Here is an 11,936-nt window from a genome sequence, read left to right as displayed (position 1 = left end):
AGTGTCGATTCATCTGGATTACAGCGTGCTGAATGCCTTGCAGGAAGTCATGGAGGACGAATATCCGACCTTGCTGGATGTGTTCCTCAAGGATTCCGAGCAGCGTATCGCGCAACTGCGTCTTGCTGTTCAAGTCAGCCATCCTGACTTTCAGGAATTGAGCCTCACCGCGCACAGTTTCAAGGGCAGCAGCGCCAATATGGGTGCCTTGCAACTTTCCGAGTTGTGTCGTCAGTTGGAAGAGCAGTCCCGTCAGCAGTTGTTCACAGGTCTGACAGAGTTGATCGGTAAAATCGACAGCGAATACATGACCATTCGCGGTTTGTTTAACGCTGAGCGGCAGTTGTTTGTCAGCTGATCACTGATTTCCAGATCCCCGATCCTCCTTTATTCGGCAACCTTTGAAGTGGGTGTGGAAGGTTGGCCCGCATATTGCTCAGTGTTCTGGTAAGGCGATAACCAGCAGCTTATGCGGAGACCGAAATGCCCCTCGCTACCAATGCGCTTCTTCAGGCCACAAGCACTGCGACCTCAAGGTCCGGTACGGCCAATAATGCGGTCAAGTCTGCTGACAGCAGCAAAGACGGGGCCTCCAGCTTTTCCAACGTCTATGCCAAACAGGCGAAGGATGCCGTTCCGTCGCGTGATGATGCGCCGGTCAAGCCGGCTCGCGACAAGGCTGCGCCTGACAAGGACAAGGCTGCGCCTGACAAGGACAAGGTTGCCGCCGGCAAGGACAAGCCTGCCAGTGATCAGGCCAATGCCGCTGACACGTCGAGTGTTGCCGATAGCGGCAATGATTTGCCAACCCGATCGACTGCCGCTGAGGATGATGCTGCCAGTGCCGGTTCAAAGCAGGATGATGCACAGGCATCTGCCGACTCTGCATTGACTGAAGGGCTGGCGATTGTCGATCCGGTGCTTGACCCGGCGTTGCAGGCGATGGCTGCTCAAGCGCCTGCGTTGCCGGTCGCCAGACCACAAAGCCCTGACGTCACGGCTGCGCCCGTAGCTACCGTGCTCACGGTCACTCAGGCTGCTCCGCCCGCAGCGACTGAAGAAGCATTCAATCCGGACGCCGATCCGCTTGATGGTCTGGATGCGGTGCAATTGGCGCTGGAGAATGCCAACGCCAAAACGCAGCTGGCTGCGCAGAATACCCATGCTGCCAACAAAGCAACGCCGACCAACGCAGAGGCCGATCCAAACCAGAATCTCGTCAATAACCTGTCGGCCCTGAGCGAGCAGCTTCCCTCGGAGGACAGCAGCACGGAAAGCAGTGACAAGTCGTTCAGCGGCTTGATCGGCGAAGGACTGAAGGATGTCAAAAGCGCCGCGGGCGACACGCGCGTCGACAACTTTGCCGATCGCCTCGCTGCGCTGAGCCAGGCCGCGCAACCGGCCCGTGTTGCGGCAGCGCCTGCCGCAGCGCCGTTGATGAATCAGCCGTTGGCCATGCACCAAAGCGGCTGGACCGAAGGCATTGTCGACCGCGTCATGTACCTGTCGAGCCAGAACCTCAAAACCGCCGATATCAAGCTGGAGCCCGCCGAACTCGGACGTCTGGACATTCGCATCAACATGGCACCTGAGCAGCAGACCCAGGTAACGTTCATGAGCGCCCATATGGGCGTGCGTGACGCACTGGAAAGCCAGATGTCGAGGTTGCGTGAGTCGTTCGTTCAGCAGGGGCTTGGCAACGTCGACGTCAACGTTTCCGACCAGTCGCAACAGCAGGCCCAGCAACAGGCTCAAGAGCAGGCCAGCCGTGCCCAGCGCAACGGTCGTGGCAATGGCGTGAGCTCAGGCGACACTCCGGATGACATTGCAGGCGTCGATGCCGCTGTTCCGGTCAGCCAGCCGGCTGCGCGCGTGATCGGCAGCAGCGAGATCGATTATTACGCATGATGCTCCTTGCCTCACATGGCAGCCGCGACGCGAAGTCATGCCTTGTCTGCTAGTTGTTAAGGCAGAAATGCTTTTCGATCCCGATGGTACAGACGACGCAAATTGCGACCTTAGTGACAGGGCGAAGGAACCCGACGAAGTCGGGCCGGAAACAGGAGCGAGGGGATTTGCCTACTTTGGCCCCATCAAAGTAGGTCGCCGAGGGGCGAAAAGGTAACCTGAGCCTGACACAAACATAACTGACATAGCCGAACCGCTGTGTGACGCAGAGCGTCACGAAAGGCATTACCACGCGGAGCGTGGGGACGATAGTCATCAGCTCCCGGGTCGGGCTGATTCGGCACTGACACAAGCATCACCATCCCTCCGCGCCCAGCCGCGTAACCGGTTGTGTCCAATACATCTCCATCTCGTACAACTCTGGCATAACACTTGCTCTGCCTCTGTCACGTATTGAAGAACCTCTTGAATAGTGACGGATTATTGGCATGGCGAAGAGCGAAGAAGTTAAAGACCCGGCAACCAAAGGCAAACTCAAGCTCATCATCCTCGCCGTTGTGGCGTTGCTGCTGGCGGTAGGTTTGTCGGTGGGCGCGACCTGGTTCCTCATGCACAAGAGCGAAAGCACACCAGACCCGGCTGCTGCCGCTGCTGCAGCTAACGTCAAGCCAGTGGCGGTGTTCGAACCCATGACCCCGGCCTTCGTGGTCAACTTCAACTCCAATGGTCGCCAGCGCTATATGCAGGTCAGTATCACCATGCTGGCGCGCAATGCCGCCGACATGGAAGCGCTGAAGGCGCATATGCCGCTGATCCGCAACAACCTGGTCATGCTGTTTGCAGCGATACCCTTTGAGTCGCTGGCCTCGCCGATCGGCCAGGAAATGCTGCGTCAGAAAGCGACCGCGAGCATTCAGGAAGTGGCACAGAAAGAACTCGGCAAGACTGTGATTGAACAGCTGCTCTTCACTAACTTCGTATTGCAGTAGGACTCTCACATGGCCGTGCAAGACCTGCTCTCCCAGGATGAGATCGACGCGCTGCTGCATGGCGTCGACGACGGGATGGTCCAGACCGACACCGTCAGCGAGCCTGGCAGCGTCAAAAGCTACGACCTGACCAGTCAGGACCGGATTGTCCGCGGGCGCATGCCGACGCTGGAAATGATCAACGAGCGATTCGCCCGCTACACGCGTATCAGCATGTTCAACCTGCTGCGCCGCTCGGCGGACGTGGCGGTGGGTGGCGTTCAGGTCATGAAGTTCGGCGAGTACGTGCATTCTCTGTACGTGCCGACCAGCCTCAACCTGGCCAAGATCAAGCCGCTGCGTGGTACTGCGCTGTTCATCCTTGATGCCAAGCTGGTGTTCAAGCTGGTGGACAACTTTTTCGGTGGCGATGGCCGTCACGCCAAGATCGAAGGCCGTGAGTTCACGCCGACCGAACTTCGCGTCGTGCGCATGGTGCTGGATCAGGCGTTCATCGATCTCAAGGAAGCCTGGCAGGCCATCATGGAAGTGAACTTCGAGTACATCAACTCGGAAGTGAACCCGGCCATGGCCAACATCGTCGGGCCGAGCGAGGCCGTGGTGATTTCCACTTTCCATATCGAACTGGATGGCGGTGGCGGCGATCTGCACGTGACCATGCCGTACTCGATGATCGAGCCGATCCGCGAAATGCTCGATGCCGGTTTTCAGTCGGATCTGGACGATCAGGATGAGCGCTGGATCAACGCGCTCAAGGAAGACGTTCTTGATGTCAATGTGCCGCTCACCACGACCATCGCTCAGCGCCAGTTGCCGTTGCGGGACATCCTGCACATGCGTCCTGGTGACGTTATCCCGGTGGAACTGAGCGAGTCGCTGGTCATGCGTGCCAATGGCGTACCGTCATTCAAGGTCAAGCTTGGCTCGCACAAGGGCAAGATGGCCCTGCAAGTAATCGAACCCATAGCGCGACGCTGACCTGTCTGGTCAACGTCGGAAATTGTTGCGTAACTGAAATACTGCGTGCAGAGGACAACTGATGGCTGATGAAAACGATATGACGTCTGCTGAAGATCAGGCGTTGGCCGACGAGTGGGCTGCTGCATTGGGCGAAGCTGGCGACAGTCAGGCTGATATCGATGCGTTGCTGGCGGCGGATGCGGGGAATTCGGGTAGCCGGATGACCATGGAAGAGTTCGGCAGCGTGCCGAAAAGCACGGGTCCGGTTTCTCTGGACGGTCCCAACCTGGATGTGATTCTCGACATTCCGGTGTCGATCTCCATGGAAGTGGGCAGCACCGATATCAATATTCGTAACTTGTTACAGCTCAACCAGGGCTCGGTGATCGAGCTGGATCGCCTGGCTGGCGAACCGCTGGATGTGCTGGTCAACGGCACGCTCATCGCGCATGGCGAGGTGGTGGTGGTCAACGAGAAGTTCGGCATCCGTCTGACCGACGTGATCAGCCCGAGCGAACGCATCAAGAAGCTGCGCTAAATGAGGCGCTGGCTAAGTGTTCTGCTAACCCTGCCGTCGCTGGCCTGGGCTGCCGAGCCCGCTGCTCAGGCCGCACCTGCGCAGGTAGCCAATACGGTATCCGGCGGTATGGGCGGGCAGGTGGTGCAGCTGCTGTTCGGTCTGATACTGGTGATCGGTCTGATTTTCGTGCTCGCATGGCTGATGCGCCGCGTGCAGCGCGTGGGGCCGAACAATGGTCAGGTCATCGAATTGGTGAGTTCGCGCGCGCTCGGTCCGCGTGATCGGTTGGTGCTGGTGCAGATCGGCAGTGAACAGATCTTGCTGGGTATCACGCCAGGGCGGATCACGCCCCTGCATGTGCTCAAGGAACCGGTACAGGTGCCAGTGCGTGAGCAGGCGACCCCTGAATTCGCTCAGCGCCTGATGGAGCTGATGGGCAAGGATAAGGACAAGAAGTAATGGGCGCGCTGCGTTTCGTGATACTGCTGTTGCTGGTCATGGTGACGCCTGCTGTACTGGCAGCCGATCCGCTATCGATACCGGCGATCACGCTGTCCAATGGTGCGGATGGTCAGCAGGAGTATTCGGTCAGTCTGCAGATCCTGCTGATCATGACTGCGCTGAGCTTCATTCCGGCGTTTGTCATGCTGATGACCAGTTTCACCCGGATCATCATCGTCTTCTCGATTCTGCGTCAGGCCCTCGGTTTGCAGCAGACACCTTCAAACCAGATCCTGACGGGCATGGCGCTGTTTCTGACCATGTTCATCATGGCGCCGGTTTTCGACCGCGTGAATCAGGATGCGCTGCAGCCTTATCTGGCTGAAAAGCTCAGTGCACAGGATGCAGTCGCCAAGGCGCAGGTGCCGATCAAGGATTTCATGCTGGCGCAAACCCGTACCAGTGACCTTGAGCTGTTCATGCGCCTGTCCAAGCGTACCGACATCCCCACCCCGGATGCCGCGCCGCTGACCATTCTGGTTCCAGCGTTCGTGATTTCGGAGCTCAAGACGGCGTTTCAGATCGGCTTCATGATCTTCATTCCGTTTCTGATCATCGATCTGGTGGTGGCCAGTGTGTTGATGGCGATGGGTATGATGATGCTGTCGCCGCTGATCATTTCGCTGCCGTTCAAGATCATGCTGTTCGTGCTGGTGGATGGCTGGGCGCTGATCGTCGGCACCCTGGCTGGCAGTTTTGGTGGCGTATGAGCCGTTTCACTGAGGAGTCTGCCCGATGACGCCGGAAGTAGCTGTGGATCTGTTTCGCGAGGCGCTGTGGCTGACCACCGTGCTGGTCGCGATTCTTGTGGTGCCGAGCCTGTTGTGCGGTCTGCTGGTGGCGATGTTTCAGGCGGCCACGCAGATCAACGAACAGACCCTGAGCTTCCTGCCGCGCCTGTTGGTCATGCTCGTGACGCTGATTGTCATCGGCCCCTGGCTGCTGAAAATTTTCATGGAATACATGCTGTCGTTGTACACCAGTATTCCGACGCTGATCGGCTAGCGCCGCATGCAGCCGATGCTTGCGCTGACCGATATCCAGATCAGTACCTGGGTAGCGAGCTTCATGCTGCCGATGTTTCGTATCGTCGCGTTGCTGATGACCATGCCGGTGATTGGCACCACGCTGGTTCCCCGACGCGTGCGTCTTTACCTCGCATTTGCCATCACTGTGGTGGTCGCTCCAGCGCTGCCAGCCATGCCGCCGGTTCAGGCGCTTGACCTCAGTGGGCTGTTGCTGATCGGCGAGCAGATCATCATCGGTGCCGGCATGGGGCTGTCCCTGCAGATGTTTTTCCATATCTTCGTGATCGCCGGGCAGATCATCTCGACGCAGATGGGCATGGGCTTTGCCTCGATGGTCGACCCTACCAACGGCGTATCTTCGGCTGTTATCGGCCAGTTTTTTACCATGCTGGTCACGCTGTTGTTCTTGTTCATGAACGGCCATCTGGTGGTGTTGGAAGTACTTGTCGAAAGCTTCACCACGATGCCGGTGGGTGGTGGTCTGCTGGTCAATAATTTCTGGGAGCTGGCGAACGGGCTAGGCTGGGCGTTGAGTTCCGGGCTCAGGCTGGTGTTACCTGCTATTACTGCATTGCTGATCATCAACATCGCTTTTGGCGTCATGACCCGTGCAGCGCCGCAACTCAACATCTTCTCGATCGGTTTCCCGCTGACCCTCGTGCTGGGCATGGTCATCCTGTGGATGAGCATGGGCGATATTCTCAATCAGTATCAGCCGATTGCCAGTCAGGCACTGCAATCGTTGCGCGACATGGTGAGGGCTCGTTGAGATGGCAGAAAACGAGAATGGCCAGGACAAGACAGAAGACCCCACGGAAAAAAAGGTCAAGGACTCCAGAGCGGATGGGCAGATTGCGCGCTCCAAGGAGCTGACCACGTTGGTGGTCATGCTGATGGGGGCGGGCGGGTTACTGATGTTCGGCTCAGGCATTGCGCAGATGATGTCCGAGCTGATGCGCGACAATTTTACGATCAGCCGCGAAACGCTCATGGATCAGTCATACATGGGCAAGGCGTTGCTCAGCTCCGGCCTGCACGCGCTGGTCGTGATGCTGCCGTTTCTGATCGCCATGCTGGTGGCGGCGCTGGTGGGGCCGATCATGCTCGGCGGCTGGTTGTTCGCAACCAAATCGCTGATGCCCAAATTCAGCCGGATGAACCCGGCGGCAGGGCTCAAACGCATGTTTTCACCGCATGCGCTGGTCGAGCTGCTCAAATCCTTCGGCAAGTTTTTGATCATCCTCGCCGTTGCGCTGGTGGTCTTGAGCAACGAGCGCAATGATCTGGTGGCCATCGCTCATGAGCCATTGGAACAGGCGATGATACACAGCCTGCTGGTGGTCGGCTGGAGCAGCTTCTGGATGGCCTGTGGTCTGATATTCATTGCTGCTGCCGACGTGCCCTTTGTACTGTATGAGGCGCACAAGAAGTTGCTGATGACCAAGCAGGAAGTGCGCGACGAGCATAAGAACAGCGAGGGCAGCCCCGAGGTTAAGCAGCGTATTCGCCAGTTGCAGCGCGAAATGTCCCAGCGGCGGATGATGGCGTCGATTCCGGAAGCGGATGTCATTATTACCAACCCGACGCACTTTGCCGTAGCCTTGAAATACGATCCCGAGCAGGGCGGGGCGCCGATGTTGCTGGCCAAGGGTACGGACCTGGTGGCGCTGAAGATTCGCGAAATCGGCGCGCATAACCAGATACTGATTTTGGAATCTGCGGCGTTGGCCCGCTCCATCTACTACAGCACCGAGCTGGACCAGGAAATCCCTGCCGGGCTCTATCTGGCCGTGGCCCAGGTGCTGGCCTATGTCTACCAGATCCGCCAATTCCGCGCCGGTCAAGGCAAGCGCCCAGACCCACTGGGTGACATCAAGATCCCGCCCGACCTGCAGCGCGATGCGTAGCCCTTTGCTTTGTCGCCAGCAGACCACCCTCGCGCCCGTGCTCCGCATGGGTATGCGGTTCCTGAAGCTCTGCGTCCGCTCTTGGGCGTGTGGTGCGGCGCAGATTTGTGACGCAGAGCGTCACCCACGGCATTCCCACGCTGGAGCGTGAGGAACGATCATCTCAACTATCGTGCGACGCTCCGCATTGCATGCCGTTCCGGGCGCTCTGCGTCCGCTCTTTGCGATTCCCACGTAGAGCGTGAGGAGCGATCATCTCAACTATCGTGCGACGCTCCGCGTCGCATGCCGTTCCGGGCGCTCTGCGTCCGCTCTGTGCGATTCCCACGCAGAGCGTGAGGAACGATCATCTCAACTATCGTGCGACGCTCCGCATTGCATGCCGTTCCGGACGCTCTGCGTCCGCTCTTGAAGATTTTCTGACTGCGCAAGGTATGCCGGTTTCACATTGCTTCTGCCTTTAAAGCCTTACCAGCACTGGCTTTGTAAAAGTTGGACAGCTTTTTGCAACAGGGTCGATACAGGTCGCCATCGGCGTCAATGTTTTGATCTAGTGCGCAGGTAAACAATCAGTGGATCGTTCTCAGATATTCAGTAGCGCACGCAGCAATATCACTGGCCTGGGCCGTGGTCAGTTGGGCGTTCCGCTGTTGTTGCTGGTCATGATGGCAATGATGATGTTGCCTATGCCGCCGTTCCTGCTGGACGTGTTCTTCACGTTCAACATTGCCCTGTCCATCGTCGTGTTGCTGGTGTGTGTTTACGCTCTGCGGCCGCTGGACTTCTCGGTGTTTCCAACCATTCTGCTGGTCGCCACGCTGTTGCGTCTGGCACTGAACGTTGCTTCCACGCGAGTGGTTATGCTTCACGGTCAGGACGGTCACGCCGCTGCGGGCAAGGTGATTCAGGCCTTCGGTGAGGTGGTGATCGGTGGTAACTATGTTGTCGGTATCGTGGTGTTCGCGATTCTGATGATCATCAACTTCGTAGTAATCACTAAAGGTGCCGGCCGTATTTCCGAGGTCAGCGCGCGTTTCACCCTCGACGCGATGCCAGGCAAACAGATGGCAATCGACGCCGACCTCAACGCCGGTCTCATCGATCAGCCAGAAGCCAAGCGCCGCCGTGCTGAAGTCGCTCAGGAAGCCGAGTTCTACGGTTCCATGGACGGTGCCAGCAAATTCGTGCGCGGCGATGCAATTGCCGGTTTGCTGATTCTGTTCATCAACCTGATCGGCGGCATGCTGGTCGGTATTCTGCAACACAACATGACGTTCGCTGATGCAGGCCGCGTTTATACCCTGCTGACCATCGGTGACGGTTTGGTGGCGCAATTGCCATCACTGCTTCTGTCCACTGCCGCAGCGATCATGGTAACCCGCGCTTCCGGTTCGGAAGAGATGGGCAAGCTGATCAATCGTCAGATGTTCGCCTCGCCCAAGGCACTGGCAGTTTCCGCTGCGATCATGATCGTCATGGGGCTGGTGCCGGGCATGCCGCACTTCTCCTTCATCAGCCTCGGCCTGGTGGCTGCAGGTGGTGCGTATCTGCTCTGGAAGAAAGAGAACCAGGTGAAAGTCGAGGCGCTGGCCGAAGTGCAACGCCAACAGGACCTGCTGCCTTCGCCGACCCGTGTTCAGGACGCCAAGGAGCTGGGTTGGGATGACGTCACCCCTATCGACATCATCGGCCTGGAAGTGGGTTATCGCCTGATTCCGCTGGTGGACCGCAATCAGGGTGGTCAACTGCTGGCGCGTATCAAAGGCGTGCGCAAGAAGCTGTCGCAAGAGCTGGGCTTTCTGATGCCGACCGTACACATCCGTGACAACCTTGATCTGGCACCCAGCGCCTACCGTCTGACGCTGATGGGCGTGATTCTGGCCGAGGCCGAGATTTATCCGGATCGCGAGCTGGCGATCAACCCCGGTCAAGTGTTCGGCACCCTGAACGGCATCACCGCCAGAGACCCGGCGTTTGGTCTGGAGGCCGTTTGGATCGAAATCAGCCAGCGCAGCCAGGCGCAGTCGCTGGGTTATACCGTGGTGGACGCCAGTACTGTGGTGGCAACCCACTTGAACCAGATTCTCTATAAGCACTCTCATGAGCTGATTGGTCACGAAGAAGTCCAGCAGTTGATGCAATTGCTGGCCAAAAGCTCGCCCAAACTGGCTGAAGAGCTGGTCCCTGGTGTGCTGTCCCTGTCCTCGCTGCTCAACGTGCTGCAAGCGCTTCTGGCTGAGCATGTGCCTGTGCGTGATATTCGTAGCATTGCAGAAGCTATCGCCAACAACGCCGGCAAGAGTCAAGATACCGCCGCTTTGGTGGCTGCGGTGCGAGTGGGTCTGAGCCGCGCAATCGTCCAAAGCATTGTAGGTGTTGAGCCGGAGCTGCCTGTTATCACTCTGGAACCAAGGTTGGAACAGATATTGCTCAATAGTTTGCAGAAGGCTGGTCAGGGTCAGGAAGAAGGCGTTCTTCTTGAGCCAAGCATGGCTGAGAAGCTCCAGCGTTCGTTGATTGAGGCCGCCCAGCGTCAGGAGATGCAAGGGTTGCCGGTAATTCTTCTGGTAGCAGGGCCTGTCCGGGCGATGCTGTCACGATTTGGACGATTGGCTGTACCGAACATGCATGTTCTGGCGTATCAGGAAATTCCGGACAACAAGCAAGTAACCATCGTAGCGACTGTCGGGCCGAACGGCTGAGGTAGTGAGTCATGCAAGTTAAGCGATTTTTCGCCGCCGATATGCGTCAAGCCATGAAACTGGTTCGCGATGAGCTGGGCGCCGAGGCGGCCATCATCGGTAACCGGCGCATTGCCGGTGGCGTAGAGCTGACTGCCGCTCTGGATTACAAGCTGTCCGCCCTGGCACCGCGTGTGCCGAACATGGAGCTCGAAGACGAGCTGCGCAAGACCCAGTCGCGCATCGTCTCTGCTCAGGCCGAATTGAACAACCGCAGCGACAGTGACGCGTCGATCAATCTTCAGCTGTTTTCCGGCAAACCGGTCAGCGCTGTCGATACGCACATCGAGCCAACGCTCGAAGAGCCGCCACGACCATTCGCGTACACGCCGCCTGCGCCCGCAGAGCCTGCTGTCGGCCAGCGCGCCTATGATTCGATGCGCTCCGAATTGAACGGCTTGCGCGAGCTGCTGGAAGTTCAGCTTGGCTCCCTGGCCTGGAACCAGCTGCAGGGCAGTCGTCCGCAGCAGGCCAATCTGTGGCGCCGCCTGCAACGTGTCGGTTTGTCCGGCCCGCTGTCGCGCGATCTGCTGTCGATGATCCCGGAGATTGACGAGCCTCGTCAGGCCTGGCGCATGTTGCTGGCCCATTTGGCGCGCATGATTGCCGTCCCGGACATCGAGCCGCTAGAAGAGGGTGGAGTCATTGCCATGGTCGGGCCTGCCGGCATGGGCAAGACCACCACGCTGGCCAAACTGGCGGCACGTTACGTGTTGAAGTACGGTCCGCAGAATATCGCTCTGGTCAGCATGGACAGTTTCCGCATCGGCGCACAGGAGCAGCTCAAGACCCTTGGGCGCATCCTCAACGTGCCGGTTACCCATGTCGATCCTGGCCAGTCGCTGGTCCAGGCGCTGGAGCCGCTGCTGCGCAAGCGCGTGGTGTTGATCGACACCGCCGGGCTGCAAGCCAGCGATCCTGCGCTGCGCATGCAACTGGAAAGCCTGGCAGGGCGTGGCATCAAGTCGCGTAACTACCTGGTACTGGCGACCACCAGCCAGAAGCAGGTGCTGACCGCTGCTTATCACAGTTACAAGCGTTGTGGCCTGGCCGGATGCATTCTGACCAAGCTTGATGAAACAGCCAGCCTTGGCGAAGTCCTGAGCCTGGCGATCAGTCATGAATTACCTGTGGCCTACCTCACGGACGGACCCCGTATTCCTGACGACCTGGACACCCCGCGTCGTCATCAACTGGTGAGCCGTGCGGTGAGTGTGCAGATGCAGGATGAGCCGAGCGAGGAAGCGATGGCTGATATGTTTGCTGACCTCTATCACACCCCTGGCAAGAGAGTGGGTTAAGTGATGGATATTATTGGAATGTCCCTGCGTCAACGGTCTGCCATGCGGTGTTCATTTGCGAACGTGCAGCCCTCGATGTGG

At 58.4% G+C, this 11,936-nt stretch carries 12 protein-coding genes; all 12 read left to right on the top strand.

All coding sequences use genetic code 11. The features are described from left to right. Position 1: 1 nt before the first annotated feature. The gene (locus FFH21_RS17975) at positions 2–358 is read left to right on the top strand and encodes an Hpt domain-containing protein (protein ID WP_005731569.1); all 357 of its coding nucleotides are present in this window, start codon (positions 2–4) and stop codon (positions 356–358) included. 125 nt (positions 359–483) lie between these two features. Then, positions 484–1,908 carry a flagellar hook-length control protein FliK gene (locus tag FFH21_RS17970; RefSeq protein WP_011169090.1) on the top strand — a complete coding sequence of 475 codons (1,425 nt, stop codon included), beginning with the start codon at positions 484–486 and terminating at the stop codon, positions 1,906–1,908. Positions 1,909–2,396: 488 nt separating this feature from the next. Beyond that, on the top strand, positions 2,397–2,897 hold the full coding sequence (fliL, locus tag FFH21_RS17960; protein WP_002554282.1) for a flagellar basal body-associated protein FliL: 501 nt from the start codon (positions 2,397–2,399) through the stop codon (positions 2,895–2,897). A 9-nt stretch (positions 2,898–2,906) separates the two neighbouring features. After that, positions 2,907–3,875: a flagellar motor switch protein FliM gene (gene fliM / locus FFH21_RS17955; protein WP_002554281.1), complete on the top strand. Its 969-nt coding sequence runs from the start codon at positions 2,907–2,909 to the stop codon at positions 3,873–3,875. Between the two features lie 61 nt (positions 3,876–3,936). Continuing rightward, complete coding sequence (gene fliN, locus FFH21_RS17950; protein ID WP_002554280.1) at positions 3,937–4,395, top strand: flagellar motor switch protein FliN; 459 nt, start codon at positions 3,937–3,939, stop codon at positions 4,393–4,395. Beyond that, a complete protein-coding gene (gene fliO / locus FFH21_RS17945; protein WP_004664467.1) occupies positions 4,396–4,836 on the top strand; it encodes a flagellar biosynthetic protein FliO in 441 nt (146 codons plus the stop codon). After that, positions 4,836–5,588 carry a flagellar type III secretion system pore protein FliP gene (fliP, locus tag FFH21_RS17940; protein ID WP_004664470.1) on the top strand — a complete coding sequence of 251 codons (753 nt, stop codon included), beginning with the start codon at positions 4,836–4,838 and terminating at the stop codon, positions 5,586–5,588. The genes fliO and fliP overlap by 1 nt, the downstream gene beginning before the upstream one ends. 25 nt (positions 5,589–5,613) lie before the next feature. Next, a complete protein-coding gene (locus FFH21_RS17935) occupies positions 5,614–5,883 on the top strand; it encodes a flagellar biosynthetic protein FliQ (protein ID WP_002554277.1) in 270 nt (89 codons plus the stop codon). Positions 5,884–5,889: 6 nt separating this feature from the next. After that, complete coding sequence (fliR, locus tag FFH21_RS17930) at positions 5,890–6,675, top strand: flagellar biosynthetic protein FliR (RefSeq protein ID WP_041924593.1); 786 nt, start codon at positions 5,890–5,892, stop codon at positions 6,673–6,675. 1 nt (position 6,676) lies between these two features. Then, positions 6,677–7,813, top strand: a complete 1,137-nt coding sequence (gene flhB / locus FFH21_RS17925; protein WP_002554275.1) for a flagellar biosynthesis protein FlhB — start codon at positions 6,677–6,679, stop codon at positions 7,811–7,813. A gap of 572 nt (positions 7,814–8,385) precedes the next feature. After that, the gene (flhA, locus tag FFH21_RS17915; RefSeq protein ID WP_002554274.1) at positions 8,386–10,515 is read left to right on the top strand and encodes a flagellar biosynthesis protein FlhA; all 2,130 of its coding nucleotides are present in this window, start codon (positions 8,386–8,388) and stop codon (positions 10,513–10,515) included. A gap of 11 nt (positions 10,516–10,526) precedes the next feature. Next, positions 10,527–11,855, top strand: coding sequence for a flagellar biosynthesis protein FlhF (gene flhF, locus FFH21_RS17910; RefSeq protein ID WP_011169088.1), 1,329 nt, complete (start codon positions 10,527–10,529; stop codon positions 11,853–11,855). Positions 11,856–11,936 lie beyond the last annotated feature (81 nt).

The sequence above is a fragment of the Pseudomonas sp. KBS0707 genome, from assembly GCF_005937945.2.
Taxonomy (GTDB): Bacteria; Pseudomonadota; Gammaproteobacteria; order Pseudomonadales; family Pseudomonadaceae; genus Aquipseudomonas; species Aquipseudomonas amygdali.
Note: the sequence above shows the minus strand (reverse complement) of the source record. Positions and strands in the feature narration are given on the sequence as shown.

Excerpts from the sequence above, each read along its gene's own strand:
- fliN (WP_002554280.1), top strand. The coding sequence starts at position 3,937 with ATGGCTGATGAAAACGATATGACGTCTGCTGAAGATCAGGCGTTGGCC.
- fliM (WP_002554281.1), top strand. The coding sequence starts at position 2,907 with ATGGCCGTGCAAGACCTGCTCTCCCAGGATGAGATCGACGCGCTGCTG.
- fliR (WP_041924593.1), top strand. The coding sequence starts at position 5,890 with ATGCAGCCGATGCTTGCGCTGACCGATATCCAGATCAGTACCTGGGTA.
- flhF (WP_011169088.1), top strand. The coding sequence starts at position 10,527 with ATGCAAGTTAAGCGATTTTTCGCCGCCGATATGCGTCAAGCCATGAAA.
- fliL (WP_002554282.1), top strand. The coding sequence starts at position 2,397 with ATGGCGAAGAGCGAAGAAGTTAAAGACCCGGCAACCAAAGGCAAACTC.
- FFH21_RS17935 (WP_002554277.1), top strand. The coding sequence starts at position 5,614 with ATGACGCCGGAAGTAGCTGTGGATCTGTTTCGCGAGGCGCTGTGGCTG.
- fliO (WP_004664467.1), top strand. The coding sequence starts at position 4,396 with ATGAGGCGCTGGCTAAGTGTTCTGCTAACCCTGCCGTCGCTGGCCTGG.
- fliP (WP_004664470.1), top strand. The coding sequence starts at position 4,836 with ATGGGCGCGCTGCGTTTCGTGATACTGCTGTTGCTGGTCATGGTGACG.
- flhB (WP_002554275.1), top strand. The coding sequence starts at position 6,677 with ATGGCAGAAAACGAGAATGGCCAGGACAAGACAGAAGACCCCACGGAA.
- FFH21_RS17970 (WP_011169090.1), top strand. The coding sequence starts at position 484 with ATGCCCCTCGCTACCAATGCGCTTCTTCAGGCCACAAGCACTGCGACC.